15 protein-coding genes are annotated in these 20,958 nt (G+C 71.5%); 7 read left to right on the plus strand and 8 right to left on the minus strand.

The features are described 5' to 3' along the window. The first annotated feature begins 7 nt into the window (after positions 1 to 7). Complete coding sequence (locus tag ACWGE1_RS06430) at positions 8 to 472, plus strand: hypothetical protein (protein ID WP_453419405.1); 465 nt, start codon at positions 8 to 10, stop codon at positions 470 to 472. On the opposite strand, the gene ACWGE1_RS06435 is transcribed toward ACWGE1_RS06430, so the two are convergent. Further along, positions 402 to 1,805, minus strand: coding sequence for a class I SAM-dependent methyltransferase (locus ACWGE1_RS06435; protein WP_453419406.1), 1,404 nt, complete (start codon positions 1,803 to 1,805; stop codon positions 402 to 404). The two genes, ACWGE1_RS06430 and ACWGE1_RS06435, sit on opposite strands and share 71 nt — an antisense overlap. Further along, positions 1,721 to 2,272 (minus strand): dTDP-4-dehydrorhamnose 3,5-epimerase family protein, encoded by a 552-nt coding sequence (locus ACWGE1_RS06440; protein ID WP_453419437.1) that lies wholly within the window; start codon positions 2,270 to 2,272, stop codon positions 1,721 to 1,723. The genes ACWGE1_RS06435 and ACWGE1_RS06440 overlap by 85 nt, the downstream gene beginning before the upstream one ends. Before the next feature lie 323 nt (positions 2,273 to 2,595). On the opposite strand from ACWGE1_RS06440, the gene ACWGE1_RS06445 reads away from it, so the two are divergent. The 3 genes from ACWGE1_RS06445 to ACWGE1_RS06455 all read left to right on the plus strand — a co-directional run bounded on the left by ACWGE1_RS06445 (position 2,596) and on the right by ACWGE1_RS06455 (position 6,904). Next, positions 2,596 to 3,153, plus strand: coding sequence for a Type 1 glutamine amidotransferase-like domain-containing protein (locus ACWGE1_RS06445; protein WP_453419438.1), 558 nt, complete (start codon positions 2,596 to 2,598; stop codon positions 3,151 to 3,153). Positions 3,154 to 3,184: 31 nt separating this feature from the next. Further along, on the plus strand, positions 3,185 to 3,955 hold the full coding sequence (locus tag ACWGE1_RS06450; protein WP_453419407.1) for an SDR family NAD(P)-dependent oxidoreductase: 771 nt from the start codon (positions 3,185 to 3,187) through the stop codon (positions 3,953 to 3,955). Positions 3,956 to 4,066: 111 nt separating this feature from the next. Beyond that, positions 4,067 to 6,904, plus strand: a complete 2,838-nt coding sequence (locus ACWGE1_RS06455) for an SUMF1/EgtB/PvdO family nonheme iron enzyme (RefSeq protein WP_453419408.1) — start codon at positions 4,067 to 4,069, stop codon at positions 6,902 to 6,904. Positions 6,905 to 6,920: 16 nt separating this feature from the next. Here the strand turns inward: ACWGE1_RS06455 and ACWGE1_RS06460 are convergent, their stop codons facing one another. From ACWGE1_RS06460 to ACWGE1_RS06485, 6 genes are all read right to left on the minus strand, one after another. Continuing rightward, positions 6,921 to 8,165, minus strand: a complete 1,245-nt coding sequence (locus tag ACWGE1_RS06460) for an erythromycin esterase family protein (protein WP_453419409.1) — start codon at positions 8,163 to 8,165, stop codon at positions 6,921 to 6,923. A gap of 34 nt (positions 8,166 to 8,199) precedes the next feature. Further along, the gene (locus tag ACWGE1_RS06465; protein WP_453419410.1) at positions 8,200 to 9,222 is read right to left on the minus strand and encodes a hypothetical protein; all 1,023 of its coding nucleotides are present in this window, start codon (positions 9,220 to 9,222) and stop codon (positions 8,200 to 8,202) included. Positions 9,223 to 9,257: 35 nt separating this feature from the next. Further along, complete coding sequence (locus tag ACWGE1_RS06470) at positions 9,258 to 11,156, minus strand: ferritin-like domain-containing protein (protein ID WP_453419411.1); 1,899 nt, start codon at positions 11,154 to 11,156, stop codon at positions 9,258 to 9,260. A 16-nt stretch (positions 11,157 to 11,172) separates the two neighbouring features. Further along, the gene (locus ACWGE1_RS06475) at positions 11,173 to 12,636 is read right to left on the minus strand and encodes a radical SAM protein (RefSeq protein WP_453419412.1); all 1,464 of its coding nucleotides are present in this window, start codon (positions 12,634 to 12,636) and stop codon (positions 11,173 to 11,175) included. After that, the gene (locus ACWGE1_RS06480) at positions 12,633 to 14,057 is read right to left on the minus strand and encodes a hypothetical protein (RefSeq protein ID WP_453419413.1); all 1,425 of its coding nucleotides are present in this window, start codon (positions 14,055 to 14,057) and stop codon (positions 12,633 to 12,635) included. Before ACWGE1_RS06480 ends, ACWGE1_RS06475 begins: the two co-directional genes overlap by 4 nt. Positions 14,058 to 14,378: 321 nt before the next feature. Then, positions 14,379 to 15,539 (minus strand): PP2C family protein-serine/threonine phosphatase, encoded by a 1,161-nt coding sequence (locus tag ACWGE1_RS06485; RefSeq protein WP_453419414.1) that lies wholly within the window; start codon positions 15,537 to 15,539, stop codon positions 14,379 to 14,381. A gap of 161 nt (positions 15,540 to 15,700) precedes the next feature. Between ACWGE1_RS06485 and ACWGE1_RS06490 the strand changes: the two genes are divergently transcribed. The 3 genes from ACWGE1_RS06490 (at position 15,701) to ACWGE1_RS06500 (ending at position 20,949) form a co-directional block, all read left to right on the plus strand. Beyond that, positions 15,701 to 18,484 (plus strand): SpoIIE family protein phosphatase, encoded by a 2,784-nt coding sequence (locus ACWGE1_RS06490; RefSeq protein ID WP_453419415.1) that lies wholly within the window; start codon positions 15,701 to 15,703, stop codon positions 18,482 to 18,484. 263 nt (positions 18,485 to 18,747) lie between these two features. After that, complete coding sequence (locus ACWGE1_RS06495) at positions 18,748 to 19,752, plus strand: ABC transporter substrate-binding protein (protein WP_453419416.1); 1,005 nt, start codon at positions 18,748 to 18,750, stop codon at positions 19,750 to 19,752. Between the two features lie 588 nt (positions 19,753 to 20,340). Then, positions 20,341 to 20,949, plus strand: a complete 609-nt coding sequence (locus tag ACWGE1_RS06500) for an HdeD family acid-resistance protein (protein WP_453419417.1) — start codon at positions 20,341 to 20,343, stop codon at positions 20,947 to 20,949. Positions 20,950 to 20,958 lie beyond the last annotated feature (9 nt).

A 20,958-nucleotide genomic window follows, 5' to 3' on the forward strand; every position in this document is an offset into this window, starting at 1 on the left:
AACCACCGTGGCCTCGGACGATCGGCAGCAGCCCCAGCAGTTGAACACCGGTGGCGGAGCCTTTGTGGGCGGCAACGTCGACACCGGCGGCGGTGACTTCGTCGGCAAGGACAGCGTCAAGTCCGTCGTCCACGGATCGGTGGGCCGACTGTCCGTCGGCACGACCGGCGCGGGAGCGGACGGAAGCACGGCGGACGTCTCGATCGCCGGGTTCCGGAAGGCGCTGGCGGAGTTCGCCGAACAGCTGGAGCGCGCGGAGTTGAGCCCGGCCCTCAAGCGGTCCGTCGCCGAGGACGTCGAGACCGTCGCCTCGCAGGCCCAGGAGGACGAACCGGACCCGGACCTGATCATTCACAAGGTCGACTCCATCCGTCAGCTGCTCGGACGCATGGCGGATTCGGTCACCTCGCTGGCCGGTCTGGCCGCGGTCGCACAGCAGCTCGTCGGATGGGCCACTCAGCTGTTCCGGTGATCGCCGCACCCGGCTCCGGGGAGCCGGGTGCCGTCAGCACCGTGAGTTCGGGCACCGCCACGAGGAACTCCGTCCCGGCCAGCGATGCCTCCAGCTGGGCGACCACCTCGTCGGCCAGGTTCCAGGGCAGGATGAGGATGCAGTCCCAGTCGCCGGCCCGGAGGGACGAGGGCGGCTCGATCGGGATGTGGCTCCCCGGCAGGTACTTGCCCTGCTTCGAGGGCGCCGCATCGAAGACGACGGGCAGGAGGTCGGGGCGCACACCGGCGAAGTTCAGCAGGGTGGTGCCCTTGGCGGCGGCACCGTACGCCGCGACCCGCACGCCGCGGCGGCTCGCGTCGAGCAGGAAGTGCAGCAGGTCGTCCTTGATCCTCTCGGCCCTGCCCTGGAGCCGTGTGTAGGTCTCGCGCTCCGCCAGACCTTCCGCCGCCTCCACCCGCAGGAGACGGTGCACGCGGGGGGAGACGGGGCGTCCCGCCCCGCGGTGCTGCGCATGGATCCGCAGGCTCCCGCCGTGTGTGCGCAGCCGTTCCACGTCGAAGACCTCGAGCCCGGCCCGTTCCAGCACCTGGCCGGCGGACCTCAGCGACAGGTACGAGAAGTGCTCGTGGTAGATCGTGTCGAACTGGGCATGCCGCAGCAGGCTGAGCACGTGCGGGAATTCGAGGGTCACCACACCGTGCGGCTTCATGATGGCGCCGAGCCCCTCGGCGAAGCCGTTGATGTCCGGCACGTGCGCGAAGACGTTGTTCGCGACGACGAGGTCGGCCCGGCCTCGCCGTTTCGCGAGGTCGGCCGCCAGAGGCGCCGAGAAGAACTCTTCGACGATCTCCAAGCCGGCCGCGCGTGCGCTCCGGGCGGCCTCGGCGGCCGGTTCGATCCCGAGACCGGGGATCCCGTCCGCGGCGAAGATCCCGAGCAGGTGCCCGTCGTTGCATCCGATCTCCACGACCCGGGACCGCTCGTCCAGGCTCAGCCGCGCGATGGCCTCATGGGCGAACGCCGCCACGTGTGCGCGCCACGACCGCGACGTTCCGGACCGGTAGGCGTAGTCGGGGGCGAAGAGCAGCTCCGGAGCGGAGTGGTCCTCCAGCTGGAGCAGCGTGCATTGCGTGCAGAACCGTGCGCGCAGCGGCAGATGGACCTCCGGCTCGCCGAGCCGAGCGGCCGGCAGGTACGCATTGGAGGGTGGCGCGAAACCCAGGTCGAGCACCGGGTCTCCCAGCTCGGACGAACAGGACCTGCACCTCATGGCCTCACCCCCGTGAACCGCGGATCGAGGGGAGGGAACGAGCTGTCCCGCTCCGACAGCCGGCGGACCGGCAACGGCCATGTCACGCCGATCCGTTCGTCCTGCGGGTGCAGTCCGGCCTCGTCCTGCGGCGCGTGCGCTGCGCTGTGGAGGTACACCACGGACACGGCTTCGGACATCGCCTGGAACCCGTGGGCGAAGCCCGGTGGCACGAGCATGCTGTTCAGTCCGTCCCCGCTGAGGGTTCGCGCGCACCATCCGAGGAACGTCGGGGATCCGGTGCGGACGTCCACGGCGACGTCCCAGATCTCGCCCCGGACGCAGGTGACGAGCTTGGCCTCCGCGCTGGGGGGCACCTGATAGTGAAGCCCACGGACGGTCCCCGCCCCGACGGTCTCCGAGAGGTTCACCTGGGCGACCGGCCACTGCCAGCCAACGGTGAGCAGGTCCTGACTGTCGAAGATCCGCGCGAATCTGCCCCGCGCGTCCTCCCGTGGAGTCCGGATGATTTCCACGAGGCCGTCCAGCTCCGTGCGACGGAAGACCATCACAACCCCGATGAAAGCATCGTCCGACGTCACTGACAAGCAGTGTGCTGACAATCAGTCATATCACTGCCGCGCATGGCTGGTTGACCTCATTGTGGCGACTGGTCCCCACGCGTACACCAAAGAGCTGACCCGGAGCGGACAGTCGCGGTCGCAGCCACCCGCACGGGCGACAATGCCTCTCGGGCCGAAACTCGTGGCCGTAGTATCCATGTCCGACGGAGCGTCAGCTCGCTTCCTGTCAAAGAGAGAGGGAAAACCACGTAATGCCCTTGTTCCTCACTTCGATTGCCTGCGAGGTAATGGACCGGATCGTGGTCGAAATGGACCGCGACCCGCATGAGCTGAAGGTGGCTTTCATCCCCACGGCCTCCAACCCCTCCAGGAACAAGGAGGGCACCGAGAACGACCGTGAAAAGCTCAGGAGTCTGGGCTTCCGCATCACTGACGTGGACATCGCAGCCACTCCCCGGGAGGATCTCCGGCGGACCCTCAAGCAGGCCGATGTCATCTTCGTCGGTGGCGGCAACACCTTCTACCTGCTGCAGGAGGCCCGCCGGAGCGGATTCGACACGATGCTCCGCGAGTTCATCGAGGACGGCACGCCGTATATCGGTTCCAGCGCGGGCTCGGTGCTGCTGGGCCCCACCATCGAGCCCATCAAGATGATGGACGACCCGAAGGAGGCTCCGGAACTCGACTCGTACGAGGGGCTCGGGCTCGTCGACTTCGTGCCGCTCGTCCACTACGGCAACGAGGAATTCGCCGAGGAGTACAAAACTGCCCTGACCGATCTGTACGCGGCGGGTCCGAGGTTCGTTCTCGTCCGTGACCACGAATTCCTGACCGTCCGCGGCGATCAGTGGCGGATCGACGGATGAAGCCCGAGCACCCCGAGAGCTAGGAGCAGCCGTGGTGCACCGACTGGCTGGAAAGGTCGCTCTGGTCACCGGAGGCTCCCGGGGGATCGGCCGGGCAACAGCGCTGGCGTTCGCCCGTGAGGGCGCCGAGGTGGTGGTCAACTACGTCCAGGACGAGGCTGCCGCGCGTCGAGTCGCCGAGGAGGTGGCGCGGTCCGGGGGCAGTGCGACGGTCGTGGCGGCCGATGTCGCGCGCCCGGCCGATGTGTCGGTGATGTTCGGCGCCGTCGAGGAACGGTTCGGCAGGCTCGACATCCTCGTCAACAATGCCGGCCTCTGGGAGCCCGGAGCGGGCCTGACCATGGACGGATCCGTCCTGGACGGCCTCTGGTCGGTGAACCTCAAGGGCCCCCTCCATTGCGCACAGGCTGCGGCCCGGCTGATGCGTCGTCACGGCTACGGCCGCATCGTGAACGTCGCCTCTGTGGCCGGACTCGGGATGGCAACGGCGGACAACACGCCGTACTCCCTGACCAAAGCGGCGCTCATCGCACTGACCAAGCGGCTGGCCCTCGAACTCGGTCCCACGGTCACCGTCAACGCCGTGTGCCCCGGCCTGATCGCCACCGACATGATGAGCGGGGACCGCACGCGCACGACCACGTCCGGGATCGTCGGCCGGACGATCCTCGAACGGGCCGGCACACCGGACGAGGTGGCCGGCGCCATCCTGTTCCTCGCCAGCGACGAGGCGAGCTTCGTGACCGCCCAGGCCCTGACCGTGGACGGCGGACGCACCGACTTCGTATCGCGCTCGGGCTGAGCACAGCCCTTTACAGGGGCACCGAACGGTGGCACACCTACAGGAACGAGTCCCCGCCCCGGCGGCCTGACGGAACGAGCGATATGTCTCCGCACAGAGGATTGCGCGACCATGTCCGAGCCTGAGTCCGTCTCGACCGAGGGCGGCGCCGTGGTCCATGGCGACGTGGGCTCCGGCACCTTCATCGGGCGCGACCAGATCGTCGTGCTGTCGGGCTACTCCCAGGCCCAGCTGGAGCAGGCCCTCGAGGGCATGGTCCGTATGCTCCAGCAGCCCGGAACCTCGATCCGTTTCGCGGACGGCGAGGGCCGGCGCACGATGTCGCTCTCGGGCGAGGACGCACGGGCGACGGTGTCGCTCGAAGCCGCCATGGCGCTCTCGTCCATGGTCGCCCGCGACCAGTCGTCCTACCTGGCGTCCCTGATCGTCAGTCCGGTGCTGCGTCGCTGGGTCACCCAGTTCGTCCCGCTCTCCGGAACCCTGACGGTCGTACAGGACCCGTCCGGAATTCTCGAGGTGCACCCGGAGTTCAGCATCCTGCACGCCCGCGGCGAGGGGGCGGAGCGGCGGGTCTTCCGCGAGCGGGTGCCCGACATCTCCACCGTGGCCCGCCGCTACCACACCTTCGTCGTCCTCGGGGACCCGGGCGCGGGCAAGACCACCGTGCTGTGCAAGCTGGCCCTGGAGGCGGCCGAGACACGTCTGCGCACGGGGGCCGGCCGGCTGCCGCTGCTGGTCAGCATGGCCGACTACCGCGACTGCACGGACCCCTTCGTCTTCGTGGCCGAGCAGGCGCGGCAGCGGCTCGGCGACTCCGTGTCCGTGCGGGACCTGCTGGCACGCGGAGAACTGCTCCTCCTGGTCGACTCCCTCAACGAGATGCCGCGGACCGGCGATCAGGAATTCCGGAGCAAGATCCGGTCATGGCGGGACTTCGTCAACCGGTGGCCCGAGAACCAGTTCATCTTCTCCTGCCGCGGGCGCGACTACTCCGAACCGCTGGGCGTGCAGCAGGTGGAGATCGACCCCCTGGACGACGCCCGGATCCGGCTGTTCCTGGAGCAGTACCTGGGCGACGAGTCCGCCGAGTCCTTCTGGATGCGGATCGCGGCGGGGCGCGACAACCTGGTCAGCCTGGCGCGGAACCCGTACCTCCTCACCATGCTCACCGCGATCTACCTGTTCGAGGGAGACCTGCCCACCAATCGGGCCCTGCTCTTCACCAACTTCATCGAGGTGCTGTTCCGGCGGGAGTCCAGCAAGGGCCACACCGACTGGCCGCCCCAGACGGTGCTGTTCACGGCACTGGCGCAGCTCGCCTGGTCCATGCTGGCCAGCGGTGAGGGGACGAAGCTCTCCTACTCGGCCATGACACGGATGCTCAGGCACCAGGTGGACGCGCCCGTGGACAGTGGCTACACGCCGACCGACGTGATAATCCAACTCGGTCTGGCGACGAGTCTCCTCGAATCCCATGCCGGAGCCGAGGGCGAGGAGGAGATCTTCTTCTACCATCACCTGCTCCAGGAGGCGATGGCCGCGCGGGAGATGCTGCGCCGTTGGCGGTCGGGCCAGGACTTGCGGCCACAGGTGGCCGCCCCCCGCCTGGCCGTGGACATGCCGGACGCCGGGACACTCGGACCGAGTGAGCCCCTGCCTCCCCCACCGTCGAGCGGGTGGGAGGAGACGACCGTCCTCGCGGCCGGTCTGGCGGAGGACCACGCCGCGTTCATCGAGTCGGTCCGCCGGGTCAATCCGGTCCTGGCCGCCCGGTGCGTACTGGAGGCGGGCATCACGACCACGGAGTCATTGCGCTCGCTGCTGGCGGCGGACCTGCAGCGGGAGATGACCGATCCCGCCGTGCACCTCAGAGCCAGGATCGCGGCAGGGAACGCACTCGGAGACCTGGGCGACGGGCGGTTCGAACAACTGGCGGTCGACGACCGCCCCGTGTGTCTCGGCCCCCTCACCGAAGTCCCCGGCGCCAAGACCCGGATCGGCAGCACCGCGCGGGTGTCCCGGCAGCTCTCGCGCGAGGGGCACGGTTTCGGAAAGGAGGAGGAGCCTCGGCACCCCGTCCGCCTGGTGGCCTACCGCATCGGCGTCCACCCGGTGACGAACGGCGAGTACCGCCTCTTCGTGGAGGACGACGGCTACCGGAAGGCCGGCTGCTGGACGGAGGCGGGCCGCGCCTGGCTGCGGGGCGAGAACCCCGGAGGCGGCCCAGAAGCGGAGTTCCTCAATCTGCGCCGCCACCTCAAAGCCGATCCCAGCACCATGGCGCGCTGGCAGCAGACACCGGGTGCGTCCAAGGAGATCTCGGGCTGGCGCGCCCTGGTCTCCGAGTCGGACGAGCGGGCGATCGTGGAACTGGAGGAGTACTACGCGAGGAGGTCGAGAAGCCGACCGGCCTTCTGGGAGGACGAGCGGTACGGCCGGCCCAACCACCCGGTGGTGGGCGTGACATGGTACGAGGCGATGGCCTACTGCGCCTGGCTCACCGTGCAGCTGAAGCTGGCGGGCCGACTGGCCCGGAACCACGCCGTCCGGCTCGCGACCGAGGCCGAATGGGAGCACGCGGCGAAGGGACTCGGTTCGCCTGCCTACCCCTGGGGCCGCAAGGGCGGCTCCCCGTTCGCCAACACGCGGGAAGGACAGGTCCTCGGCCCGACACCGGTCGGGACCTACGCGGTGACGCGATCGCCGTTCGGCTGCGCGGACATGGCCGGGAACGTGTGGGAATGGACGCACACGCTGCACCGCCCCTACCCGTACGATCCGGCCGACGGGCGGGAGAACGAGAACGACCACGGCTGTCGCGTCGTCCGGGGCAGCTCCTGGATCGACCCGCAGCTCTACGGGCGCTGCGCCTACCGAGGGCGTCACCCACCCGACTTCTTCGACTACGACCAGGGGTTCCGGGTGGTCGTCGCCGAACGCGCGGAGTGAGGGCGACGGAGCGAAGTCACTCCAGGGGCCGGGAGCAGGACGAGGTGGCCACGAACGCGATCCCGTCGTACTCCTCGGCGGGGACGAGCGGTGCGAGGTGGAAGCGGTAGGTGAAGCGGGGAACGGCGGCGCCGAAGCTGCGCTGGAGGCCGGGGCCGCGCAGCCATTCCTGCACGGCGGGTGCTGCCTTCGCGGCCCCGGCCCGCAGGTCGATCAGGTAGTCGCCCCGTACGGCCGCCGCGAGCCGGGACTCGACCGACCGGCCCCCGCCACCGATCCGGTGCCCGACCGCCGGTCCGGTGGTGGGGTTCCCCCGGCGGGCCCGGAACCGGCCCTTGCCGAAGAGCAGACCCAGCGCGTAGTAGGCCTCCCCGTGGCGGCGGCGGAGGTGGCTGCCGAGTGCCGGCACCCCGGCGGCGTACGTGCCCTTGGCGATGTGGCCGTTGTGCGCCCACACGGCGACCGGGCCGACCGTGTCGTCCACCAGCGCGGTGACGGCGTCGGCCATGTAGCGGTCCCGGACGGCGTACAGGCTCTCCTCGCCGGGTTCCATCCGCAGCGGCCGGGTGATCAGGTCGGCGCAGCGGACCAGGATGCGGGCGTGCCCGATCGCGCCCGCCACCGCCGCGGGACTCGTACGGGCGGCGAGGTCCGCGCGCTGCTCCTCGAGGAGCGCGGCCAGCTCGGCGGTCTCCTCGTACAGGCCACGTCCGGAGTCCGCCCGCGAGCCGGGCCGGGAGGTGGCGAGGAGGGCGAGGCCGTCCCGTGAGGAGTCGGCGAGGTCCGGTGCGGCCTCGTCCAGGAACGCGCCTACGGCGGCGGCCGAGTCCGCGCAGCGCTGCGGGTCGATACCGACGAACCGCACCCGTTCGGCCGCCGGGACGCTCCGGTTGTAGGTCCGCATCCACTCGACCATGGCGCGGATCTCCTGGGTCCGCCAGGTCCAGAAGTCCAGCCGTGAGACGAGTTGCGCGGCATCTCCCGGGGCGCCGCCGACGTAGGCGTCCACGGCGAGCGCCGCCGATTGACTGGCCTCCATCGCCAGCGCCCTGCATCCCATCTCGCGGACGAGGAACTCCAGCAGCCGGTGCTTGAGCAGAAAGAACTCCCGCGTACCGTGCGTGGATTCGCCCAGGCCCACGATCCGTACGTCCCTCAGCGTCTCGCGCAGCGGCTGGAGGTCGCCGTATGTTCCACCTGGGGAGAGGTCGCTGAGGGGCAGCGCGTTCGCGGATATCCAGCGCGTGATGTCGTCGGGCACGGCAGCCTCCCCGGCTCGGTTGTCTGTCCCGTCGTCACATGACCGTAGTCGACTGCCGCCCTCCGGGCAGGGGCGCCCATCGTCTGCAGGCGTTGATCTCGTACTGCCATGAGGGGGAGGTGAAAGCCTGCGGATAGAGCTGGGCACAGGTGGCGAGGTGGGCGTGGAAGGCCCTGCGCAGACGGGTCGTGTAGTGGGTGCGGAGGGGTTCCTGCGGTGCTCCGGTGAGCAGGGCGTGGAGGGTTGCGGCGGCGAGGATGGCGGTGCGCAGGGCCTGGGCCGTGCCGGTGCCGCTGAGCGGGTCGTAGCGGATGGCGCCGGCGCCCACCAGGATCCGGCCGGGCACCACCGGGGTGGGGTGCAGGCGCGGACCGGCGGGCAGGGCGACGGCGGTCCGGGGGGCGTGCCGCAGGGTGGGGGCCAGGGCCGAGTCCGCGAGCAGCCTCTCCAGCAGTTCCGTCGGCCGGGCGGCCGGGCCGGGGATCATGGCCTGGAGCAGGGCGCGCCCGCCGCCCAGCGGGGTGAGGTGCAACCATGCACGTTCGGTGCAGACGAGCCGGGCGGTGGTCTCGTCCGTGCCCGCAGCCAGCGGGGCCTCTCCGGCCAGGAGGTGGCGCCGCCCGGCCGTCCGGTGACCGGAGGATCCGGCGGCCGTGACGGTCCACTGCGGTGGGCCGGGTGTCCCGGCCCCGGTGAGGACGTCGGGGTGCCGGGCGACGAGGCGGGTCAGCAGGCATTCGGCGAGGCGGGCGCCGTCGACGACGGTGGCGGCCTGGGGCAGGCGTTGTCCGGACGCGCCGGGCCCCCAGCACACCTGGCGGTGTGTCAGGCGATGGCAGTCCGCCAGCGGCTCGCGACCCCACAGGGAGTGCAGCAGGTCGAGCGTGGGTTCGTTGAGCAGCAGGGGGCGGGGGCCCGCCGCCGGCCCGGGCGACCGGAGACGAACCCGGTGGCCACGGGCGAGCAGCAACCGGGCGCAGGTCAGTTCGGCGAGCCCCGAGCCGTCGATCTCGACGGCCCGGGAGGCGTCGGGCCCGGCGATCGCCGCCCGGGACACCGGGGATGGCGGGAATACCGGGGATGCCGGGGGCGTCACTGCAGACTGCACGCCGCGACCAGGGCGCGCGCCCCCTCCTCTTGACGGTCCAGCAGGTCTCGGAGATCGCCGTCCGACAGTGCGCGGATCGACCGCACCACCTCGTTGACGGCCCGCGCCGCGGCCCGGGGCGCCTGCCCGTTCGAGAGCGCCGGGGAAGGCGCGCCGAACCGGGGTGCCACTCCGCGCGCGGCGAGCCGGTGGTTGAGTTCGTGCAGGTTCTGCATGGACCGCACCGCTTGCGCCCTCAGCAGTCCGCCCGCACTGTCGCCCGCCTGCAGTGTGGTGCGCAGCGCCCCCAGCACCATGGCGTAGTTGAGGTCCGCGAGGCGGAGCAGCTCCAGGTCCAGCGGGTCGTTCGGGGGATCCAGGCGGCGCAGGTAGCTGTCCGGGGCGAGGCCGGCCAGGTGGCCCTGGATCGCCGTGAACCGGTGGTAGTGGTCGTCGCCCTCGTCGATGATGAGCTTGATCAGGTGGGCCAGCCGTTCGGCCTGGGGGAATTCGTCCGGATGGTTCACGATGGTGTGGTGCAGCCGTACGTACATCCCGTCGATGCCGTCCGGGTCGATCTGGGCGCTCGGCTTCTCGACGGCGATGAACCACTTCAGCTGCCGGGGCGTGAGGCGCTCCAGCTTGAATCGGGTGCCCGTCTGGCGCTGGATGATGAAGTCGTCTGCGGGCCGGTCCAGTTGGAGCGGGAGGCCGAGTACACCGAGGATCTCGTTGACCCACCGCAGGTGGCGCATCTCGTCCTCGGCCACCGCGAAGATCTCCTGCGCGGCCGCGAAGACGCGCCGGGCCGGAACGTCCTCGGGCGTGCCCTCGGGCAGGGTCATCGGGGCGTTCAGCGAGTAGTGGGCGTAGAGGTACTCCAGGCAGAGGGCGTGCTCGACGGTGGCGAGACGGGTGATCTCGTCGAGAACGTCCTGCCGGCACATCTTGTCGAGGTGCAGCGGGGCCGGCACCCCCAGGGCGTCGTCCTCCCGTCCGTTGAGGACGACGGGCAGCACGTTCCAGTTCATGATCAGTTCGGGGTGGTCGAGTTCGAGGGGACCACGATCGACGATGGTGGTCAGGTCCGGGGCGGGCGGCACGGTGGTGCGGTCGCGGCGCTGGAAGTTGAGGTTGCGGTATTCGCCGCCGGAGGTGGCGGAGATGTCGGGTTTGGAGGCGGCCCAGTAGTAGCAGCCGCACTCGCGGAAGTCGTACTGCCAGGGGGCGCACAGGCTGCGGGTCAGTTCGCCGGGCTGGTACACCTCCGGTTCGATGACGCCGTCCTCGTCCAGGTAGTCGGCCCGCTCGGCGGTCAGGATGGCCACCTCCAGCACCCCGGCGTCGTCGCGCTCCACGGCGCTCCGGCCCTGCGTCCGCCATTTGTTGAGGCCTCCGGGCACCCAGAAGGCGCCGGGCGAGCGGATGCCGGAGCCCCGGCCGATGACGATCGAGATCGGCCCGGGCAGCAGGTCGTGCACGTGGCGCCACATCTCCGGGCCGTCCCGGTCGGACGCGTGGAAGACGGGCGCCTCGTTCTCCTCCTGGTCCACGGTGGTGCGCCCGCACACGGCCCACAGGTGCACCCGCTGTTCGTCGTCCCCCGTGCTGTCCCCCAGGTCGGCGTCGGAGATGCCGTGCTCCTCGGCGATTCCGCCCTTGACGGCGAGCAGCCGGGATCCGGTGTCGTGGTGGAAGTCGAAGACGAGCCCGCGGAAGAACGCCTTGTCGAGGTTGCGCTGGTCGAACTCCAGCCCGGGGAAGCAGTTGTCGACACCGCTCTCGGGGCGGGAGCCGGACGGGTTGCCGGCCACGGCGTGCGCCGCGCGGGCGGTGAGGTTGCGGGGGAAGATCTTGCCCGCGGGCGTGGTGAGGCCGGCTTTCCCGGGGGTCGGTCGGTTCATGGTCGGCTCCTTCAGGTCAGCGGGCGAGGGCGGCCGGGTCGCTCGGCAGGTCGGACGCGGGCGGTAGCGTGAAGAACTCCGGTGCCGCCTGCGCGAGTTCGACGTAGGCGCGCAGGCAGAAGGCGAGCCAGCCGCGGATGTAGTCGCAGCCGGGCCGGCCGCGCCGGCTGACCTCGTGGTAGCAGCCGCCGCCGCAGAGGTAGCGCGCCCAGCAGGACCGGCACGGCTCGGCCCGGTCCACGTGCCGGGCGGCCAGGTGGCTCTCCCGGGCGGCCCGGTCGGGTCCGTCGGCCAGCGAGCCCATGGCGAAGGCCGGGTCGTCGACCAGGCGGTGGCAGGCGTAGAGGCCGCCTTCGGCGGAGGCGCTGAGGTAGCCGGCGCCGGCGCCGCACGGGTAGGGGCGGTGCCCGCCCGTGTGGAGTTCGTACATCGCGGTCTGGAAGTTCCCGAACGGGTAGGGGCGGCCGGCCGACAGCTCGCGCAGGGCCTTCTCCCCGCACTCGACCATCCCGTCGAGGAAGCCGGCGAAGGCCGCGGTGCCGATCTCGTACGCCGGGTCCGGCGCGCTCACCACCGCCGCGAAGCCCACTTCGTCGAAGCCCAGGCCGATCCCGTGCTCCAGGATGTCCAGCAGCCGCCCGGTGTACGGCGTCACGCTGACCCGGGCCGACAGGTGCCGGGGCCGTCCGTGCCGGGCCAGCACGGCCAGTCCGGCCCGGAGCCGGTCGTAGGCGCTGGTGCCGCCCGGTGCGCGGCGCAGTGCATCGTGCCCGGCGCGGTCGCCGTCCAGGCTGACGGCCACGGTGAAGGGGTGGGCGGCGAAGAGTTCGGCGTCCTCGGGCCGGACGGTGGTCAGGTTGGTGGTGAGGGCGAAGCGGACCGCGTGTCCGCTGTCCTCGCCGGCCCGGACGGCGTACCGGACCACCTCGTGGATCAGGTCCCGGGCGAGCAGGGGTTCGCCGCCCATGAAGCCGACCACGACCCCGGCTCCGGGTGCGGCCTCCGCGAGCAGGCGGTCCACGGCGGCGAAGGCCGTCTCGCGGGGCATGGCCCGGGCGGAGCCGCCGAATCGGCCCTCGTCGGCGTAGCAGTGACCGCAGCTGAGGTTGCATGCCTGCATCACGTTGAGCGACAGCGAGGACAGGGGCGGTACGTCGGCCGGGGTGCCGTCGATGCGCGGGGCGGGCAGTCCGGGGGCGGCGCCCCACAGGGGAAGACCCAGGTCGGCGGCGAGGGCGGTGTCCTCCGCGGCGGTGTGTTCCGTGGCCGTCCAGCGCTCCAGGCGGGCGGCGGTGGCCTCGGGCAGGTCGTAGACGCGGCTGCCGTCGGCGAGGAACAGGTGGGTGCCGTGGGCGCTGCGGAAGACCCGGGTCTCGGCGCCCAGGCCGCGCGGCCCTGACGGCGGCTGCGCATCACGTCCCGGTCCCGGGCCGGGCTCCGGATCCGGCGGGCGGCGCCCGATCTGCAACAGCACGCTCATGTGCCCTCCTCCACGTTCTCCCGCAGCGAACCGACCCAGCCCGCCAGCAGGTCGTACTGACGGCGTGTGAGGTGCATGGGGTAGGCGTCGGAGCCGCGCACCGCGACGGGCATGCGACGGTCGTGCCACCGCTGTTCCTCCACGGGGGTCCTGATGATCTGCCGGAAGAGATCGGGCCGTTCCCGGAACAGGTCCTCCAGGTACTCCAGCGCCACGAAGCGGCGGTGCCGCCGGCGGCCGCGCTCGGTGAGGGGGAGCGTCACGCCCGGCAGGGGGTCCGGCTGGCCGAAGGTCCGGGCCCGTGCCTCGTCCTCGGGCAGGCCCTGTGCCTGGGCGTTGCGCACGTTCTCCCGGGTCGCGCGGTTGTTCTGGGCGTCCACGTTGACCGCGTCCATGGCCTCCAGAACCCTTTCGAACAGGTCGCGCACTTCCAGCGCCGTCAGGTCGCGGTGTTCGGCGATGTACGCGGGGTCGCTCACCTCCTCCCGCTGGACCCGGTCGGCCAGCCCGTCGGCCAGGGAGGTGAAGGGCCGGCGGTCGGGTGCGAAGTCCGGTGGGGTGACGACGATCCGCGCGCGGGCGGTCAGGCCGGCGAGGGTGACCGAGACGAGGCCGTCGCACACGTCGTCGACCAGACCGAGACTGACTCCGCCGTCCTGGGCCGTCGATCCGGCGAAGAGCCCCCCGGGGAACGTCCGTGCGTCGGTGGCTCCGGAGAGGGTGAACTCGCACCAGGCCGCGTCCGGCGCCAGGAACAGCCGCTCTTCGGGCAGGAGGTACCGGCTGGTGCGGTCGAGGAGGTTCGTCGGGCCGTACACCACCCCCGTGCCGGGAGTGAAGCGCAGCCGCAGTTCGGGAAACCCGCCCGCCGGGCGGGGCAGTTGGACGGATCCGAGCGGCAGGCTCTCCCCCGGGGGCACGAGGGGCCGGTCGGCTCCCGCGGGCGACCGCCCCTCCAGCGGCTGCCGCAGATGGTCGTCGCCCCGCAGCTCGACGGACGCCTCGATCCGGTCGCCGGTCGAGCCGGTGCACTGGTGCGCCTTGAGGTTGGCGACGTTCACGGTCCACTTCACGTCGGCCAGTGCGATGCCGCATTCGGCGAGGACGGCGAGGGTGATCGGCTCGTCGGTGTGGCGCCGTCCGTCGGCCGCGGTCCAGGTGCCGTGCAGCTCGAAGAAGGGACAGATGGGCCGGAAGCCGTTGACGTCCTTGAACCGGACCCGTTCTCCGGCTTCGGGCTGCCGCTCGGTCAGGGTGCCGTCGTCGGCGACTTCGAAGGTGGGCGCGGGCACCACGGTGGTCTTGCCCGTGCCCCGGGGCGACAGGTCGCTCCGGCCGTAGTGGTAGTTGTCGCACGGGGTGGGGGACGGGCCCAGCCGGGCGAAGGCGAGAGGTGGGTGGAGCCAGATCCGTTCGATCACCGTGAGTCTCCGTTGTTCAGTGGGGAGAGGGGCTCGTTCGGCCGAAACCCCGGCCTTCGGGTCGGGCCGGGTCCTGCGGTACCTCCGCCGCGACGGGGTCCTCATGGACGGCGCGGGCGGCGGGCCGGCGGGCGCAGGCCGTCCTTCGCCCACCGAGGCCGGGCTGCCGGGAGGCGGCGATTCGTTCACCTGGTGACGCAGCGTACTCAGATTCGTCACTCAGAGTACAGAACGATCACGCTGTGCGCTCGGAACCACGCACGCACAGCTCCGAACAGCGGCCGGCCGCCGGCATGTGATCACGGCGGCGGGCCACGGACCCTACGCCGGGCCTCCGGCCGGCGCGTCCCCCGCGTCGTCGTGCCGGTCCACGAGCACGACCGCCACGTCGTCCGCGAGACGGTGCTGCGTGTGGTGGAGCAACTCCTGGCGCAGCCCCTCCAGGAAGGCCTGCCGGGTGCGGTCGCCCAGGCCCGCCACGGCCGCGGCCAGGTCGAAGAAGGTGCCGTCCTGATCGCGCGCCTCGATGACCCCGTCGGTGTACAGCAGCAGCCGGTCCCCCGGCGCGAACGGATAGCGGTCCGTCAGCCCGGGCGGGCCGCCGATGAATTCCTCGAGCCCGAGCGGCGGCAGGGAGGCGGTGGGCATCAGGGGCCGGACCGCGCCGTGACTCAGCAGCAGCGGCGGCGGATGGCCCCGGCTGATCACCTCGACGTGCGGGCCGTCGGGGATCTGGGCCACGAGCGCGGTGACGAACCCCTCCAGGAGGGCGTCCTCGCCCTCGGCCGCGCCCGCGACGACGGCGTCCCGGTGCAGGGCCGCTCCGCAGTGGTTGACGACCTCCACCAGGTCGTCCTCGTAGTGCACGGCCTCCCGGAACGCGCCCAGCACGACCGCGGCGGCCCGTACCGCCGGCAGGCCCTTGCCCCGGACGTCGCCGACGATCATCCGGACCCCGTAGCGGGTCTGCACCACGTCGTACAGATCGCCGCCGATCTGCGCGCCCGTCTCGGCCGCGAGGTACATGCTGGCCGCCCGTACGGAACCCAGCCGGGCCGGCACCGGCCGCAGCAGGACGTCCTGGGCGGCGGTGGCGATCCGCTGGACCTGGTTGAGCTCGCCCTCCTGGCGCGTGCGCGCGGCGCTGCTCGTCATGAAGCTCGCCACCGTGACCAGGAACAGGGCGAGGAAGTTCGTGTAGACCTGCTGGCCGCCCCAGGCGTGGTTGTGGGTGGCGGTGATCACGCTGACGCCGACGGCCACCCCCGCCGCCGCGAGCGTGCCCCTGGGACCCATCGTCACCGCCGCCAGTGCGGGTGTCGCCACCAGCATCGGGCCGGTGTAGACGACGTGCAGGGGCGTGAGCTCGATGAGGAGCACCAGCAGGGCGATGGCGAAGGGCACGCACTCCGCGAGGGCGAAGAGGATCCGGTGGTGGCCGCCGGCTCCCGCTCCCGCGGGCGAGCGCAAGGGCGCTCTCATGCATCCAGCCTGCCTCCCCCGGACGCGCGGCCGCCACTCAGGCTCCCGCAGGGGATTTCGGCGGCCGATCCGCTCCCTGCTGCCGACGGCGCACAGAGGTTGGAAAATGGAGTGCGAGCGACCCCCTGGGACATCTCGGGCATCAGCTGCAGGGCTCACCCATGAACTCTTCCTCCACCTCTCGGCGTCAGCGCTCAGGACACCGCCAGGAACATCTGGAACAACAGGAGCACGCCAAGCCCCCGGGGGGAGGGCGGCCGCGGCGTCCGCAGCGCCTGTCCTCCCTGCTCAGCGCGCGCAGCGTGGCCGGCGAGGTGTTCCTCCTGCAGCTGACCGTCGTGGTGCTCCTCGTCACCGCCGCCGTGGTGGCCCTCGTGGTGCAGGCCCGGAGCGCCGCCATGCTGGACGCCCGCAACCGTACGCTCGCCGCCGCCGGAACGTTCGCGGAGTCGCCCGGAATCGTCGCGGCCCTGCGCAGCGAGCATCCGAGCGCGGTCCTGCAGCCGAGCGCGGAGGCGGCCCGGAAGATCGCCGGGGTCGACGGCATCAACACGTACACGGTCGACGGGGTCACCATCACCCACAGCGACCCGCGGCAGATCGAGAAGCGCGTCGTCGGCCCCTTCTCCAAAGCGGCGGCCGGCAAGTCCTTCACCGAGACGTTCGAAGGGTCCCTCGGGCAGTCCGTGGTCTCGGTGGTCCCCGTCAAGGACGACAAGGGCCGCGTCATCGCCGTCGTCGCCTCCCCGGTCACGGTGCAGAACGTCCAGAGCATGGTGAACCGGCAGCTGGCGGTCGTCCTCGGCAGCGCGGCCGCGGTGCTCGCCCTGTCCGCGGGCGGAACCGCCCTGGTGAGCCGCCGGCTGCTGCGCCGGACCCACGGTCTGGGACCGGCCGAGATGACGAGGATGTACGAGCACCACGACGCGGTGCTGCACGCGGTGCGGGAGGGCGTGCTGATCGTCGGCGACGGCGGGCGGTTGCTGCTGGCCAACGACGAGGCACGGAGGCTGCTGGATCTGCCGGCGGACGCGGAGGGACGCCTCGTCACGGACCTGGGCCTGGAGGAGGGGATCGCCGAGCCGATCGCAAGGGGCCGTTCCGCGACCGACGAGCTGCACATGGCGGCCGATCGGCTGCTGGCGCTGAACATCCGGCCCACCGCCCCCTACGGGCAGGCCGGGACCGTGGTCACGCTGCGGGACACCACCGAGCTGCGGGCGCTCTCCGGCAGGGCCGAGGTGGCCCGCGAGCGGCTGAAGTTGCTCTACGACGCCGGGGTTCGGGTCGGAACGTCGCTGGACGTGGAGCGCACCGCCGAGGAACTGGCGCAGGCAGCGGTCCCGCGGTTCGCCGACGTGGTCACGGTCGACCTGCTGGACCCGGTGCTGCAGGGCGAGGAGCCGCCCGAAGTGCGCACCGAGATGCGCCGCACCGCCGTCGTCGGTCTCGAGGGGGACAACCCGCTCTCCCCCGTCGGCGATCTGATCCGGTTCGCTCCCACCGGTCCCATGGCCGCCGGGCTGGCCAGCGGCCGTGGGGTGCTGGAGGCGGACCTGCGGGCCACCCACCGCTGGCGGGACGAGAACGAGGACCATGCCCTGGAGATCCTGGACCGCGGCCTCCACTCCCTGATCGCCGTTCCCCTGCAGGCCAGGGGCGTGGTGCTGGGGATGGCGGGCTACTGGCGGGGGCAGGACTCCCCGCCGTTCGACGAGGAGGACGTGTCGTTCGCAGAGGAGCTGACCGCCCGGGCGGCCGTGGCCGTCGACAATGCCCGCCGCTACACCCGCGAGCACGCCATGGCCGTCACCCTGCAGCGCAGCCTGCTGCCCCGGGGCGTACCGGAGCAGTCCGCCGTCGAGGTCGCGCACCGCTACCTGTCCGCCCAGGCCGGGGTAGGCGGCGACTGGTTCGACGCCATCCCGCTGCCCGGTGCCCGGGTGGCCCTGGTGGTCGGCGACGTCGTCGGCCACGGACTGCACGCCGCCGCGACGATGGGCCGCCTGCGCACGGCCGTGTACAACTTCTCCACCCTCGACCTGCCCCCGGACGAGCTCCTGAGCCACTTGGACGAGCTGGTCGCCCACATCGACGCCGACGAGCAGGAGTGGCAGGGGATCACCGGGGCCACCTGTCTGTTCGCCATCTACGATCCCGTCTCGGGGCGGGTGACGGCCGCCACCGCCGGCCATCCGGGCCCCGCTCTGGTGCTTCCCGACGGCACCGTGTCCTTCCCCGACGTGCCGGTCTCCCCGCCGCTGGGCCTGGGCGCGGGCATGCCCGTGGAGACCATGGAACTCACCCTGCCCGAGGGTTCGCTGCTGGCGCTCTTCACCGACGGGCTGCTCGAGAGCCGCGGCCGCGATCCGGACGCGGGCACGGCGGCGCTGCGCGCCGCCCTGGCCGGGCCCGCCCGCACCCCGGAGGAGACCTGCACCGCGGTGATCGACGCGATGCTGACCAGTCGGCCCGTCGACGACGTCGCGCTGCTGGTGGCCCGGACCCGCCTGCTGGACCCCGAGCGGATCGCCGAGTGGGAGGTGTCCCCGGATCCGGCGGCGGTGTCCCCCGTGCGCAACGCCTGCGCCCGCCGACTGGCCGACTGGGGCCTGGAAGACCTCTCCTTCACCACGGAACTCATCCTCAGCGAGCTGATGACCAACGCCATCCGCTACGGTTCCGAGCCCATCCGGGTGAGGCTCATGTACGACCGCAGCCTGATCTGCGAGGTCTCCGACGGGTCCAGCACCTCGCCGCACCTGCGCCGGGCCAAGGACACGGACGAGGGCGGCCGCGGCCTGTTCCTCGTCGCGCAGTTCGCCGAGCGCTGGGGCACCCGGTACACGGCCCGTGGAAAGATCATCTGGAGCGAGCAGGCGCTCCACCAGGCGGCCGTTCCGGCCGAGGCGCTCCTGGACCAGTGGGACGACGAGGCGTTCTGAGAGGGCGCCGGTACGGCAGCCGCGGGCAAGACGGCGGACACCACCGGCCGGGGCTTCGTCACCGGGGCCGCCGAACGTACGCTGACCCCGAAAGGTACGCGACAGCCCGTTATGGAGCCTTTGTGCCCGCACCCCGTGTCCGGACAGCCTCCGCCGCCGTCTGCCTGGCCCTCGCGGCGGGGCCCCTCGGTGCCTGCGGGGACGAGCCCCCCGCCCCACCCCGGGCTCCCGCCGTGGCCACCTCCGCTGCGGACGCCGGCGGTATGGCAGCGCTGACCGCAGCGGCGAAGAAGGAGGGCGTGCTCAACACGATCGCGCTCCCCCGGGACTGGGCCAACTACGGCGCACTGATCGACGGCTTCGAGAAGAAGTACGGGATCGAGGTCAGGGTGGAGAACCCGGACGGCACCAGCCAGGACGAGATCGACGCCCTGAAGGAGCAGCGGGGTGAGGACCGCGCCCCCGACACGATCGACGTGGGGGGCTCGTTCGCGCAGTCCGCGGCCCGGCAGGGCCTGCTCACTCCGTACGAGGTCGTCCCGTACGACAAGATCCCCGAGGAACAGAAGGACCCGAAGGCCCGCTGGTACAACAACTACGGCGGCTACATCTCCATCGGCTGTGACGCCAAGCGCGTCAAGACCTGCCCCTCGACCTTCGCCGATCTGCGCAAGCCCGAGTACAAGGGCCAGATCACCCTCAACGGCAACCCCACCAAGTCCGGCTCCGCCTTCGCCGGCGTCTATGCGGCGGCCCTGGCGAACGGGGGGTCCTTCGGCAACATCCAGCCCGGTCTCGACTTCTTCGCCGAGCTCAGCGAGAGCGGCAACTTCATCCCGGTCGAATCCTCACCGGCCACGATCGAGAGCGGTCAGACGCCCATCAGCATCGACTGGGACTTCCTCAACCTCGAATACGCCGAGGGATTCCGCGCGAAGGGTGCGGACGTCGACTGGCGCACCGCCATCCCCTTCGACGGCAGTTTCGCCGAGTACTACGCGAACGGGATCAACAAGAACGCCCCGCACCCCGCGGCGGCGCGCCTGTGGCAGGAGTACCTCTTCAGCCCGGAGGGCCAGAACCTCCGGCTCGCCGCCTTCGCCCGCCCCGTCCTCATGGAGGCGATGGAGGAGGACGGCACCCTCGACAAGGCCGCCGCGGAGAGGCTGCCGACGGTCGAGGGCACGCCGACGTTCCCGACCGAGGCGCAGACGGAGAAGGCGAAGGAGACCGTCAACCGCGGCTGGGCCGAGGCCGTCTCGGGCTGACCGTCCTGGCCGGACGGTCCCGTCACTCGCGCGAGAGCACGGCGGCGGCCTCGCGTTCGAGGCCGGTGAACGCCGTGCCGCTGACGTCGACGGCCGGAGGAGCACCGGGCGTTCCGGAGCGATCGCCTTCACGTCGCCGATGAACTCGAGCGCCTTGTCGGTGATGTCGACACCGAAGTGGTAGCCGCCCTCGGGCGTGGAAGCGTTCGAACCCCGGCCGGCCGGCCGGTTGCGCTTGGTGGGCCAGGTTCGTCTCGTCCTCGGCGCACAGGTGCCGTTTCCCGACCAGCGCCGTGCTGAAGCCTGCTCGACGAGGATCTCCGCGAGCGTGGCGCACTCCGGGGGAACGTGGCCGGGCTTGGCCGTGACAGGTCTCCTCACGCCGGTTCGGTAGTCGGCGTTGGTGACCGGCGCCGGCGCCCGCATCACCCGCGGAGGGTGACCCGGCCGGTGGAGGGTGGCCCCGCCGGTGGCCTGCGCAGCACGCCTCACCACGAGGGCATAAAGTAGACCTAAAGGGTAAACAAGGCTTGTCCGACGGCTACGAGGCGCCCCCGCGGGTGCCGTTCGGCCGGCGCAGGAGGCACGATGACCCCCGACGCGGCACCGCAGTACTCGCACAGCGACCCCGAGGACGTCCTCGGGCAGCTCGGAAGCTCGTGGCACTGGGCGCTCGGCTTCGCCCTCGCGACCCTGATCCCCGGCATCCTCGTGCTCGTCTGGCCCGACGAGACGCTGCACATCCTGGCCGTGATCATCGGGCTGCAGCTCCTTGCGGCAGGCATCTTCCGGTTCGTCACGGCCTTCTCGCACAGCAGCGACCGGGGCGGCAGCCGGCTGGCGGGCGTCCTGATCGCCATGCTGGCGTTCCTGGCGGGCGTCCTGGTGCTGCGCCATCCCATGCAGACGATCGGCGCGCTGTCCCTGATCGTCGGAGTGTTCTGGTTGCTGACCGGTGTGCTCACGGTGTACGTGGCGATCACCGACCGGGCACTCGTGCACCGCGGTCTGCTCCTCGGCCTGGGCATCCTCGGCTCCGTCGCCGGAATCGTCGTGCTCTGCTTCCCCGTGGACTCCGCGGTCGCCCTCACCCGACTGCTGGGACTGTGGCTCGTCCTGCTCGGCGTGTTCGAAGTGGTCATGGCCTTCGCACTGCGCTCCGCCACCCGCCGGGTCACGGCCCCGCCTGCGGGGTGAGGGCCGGGC

The organism is Streptomyces sp. NPDC054932 (genome assembly GCF_053610205.1).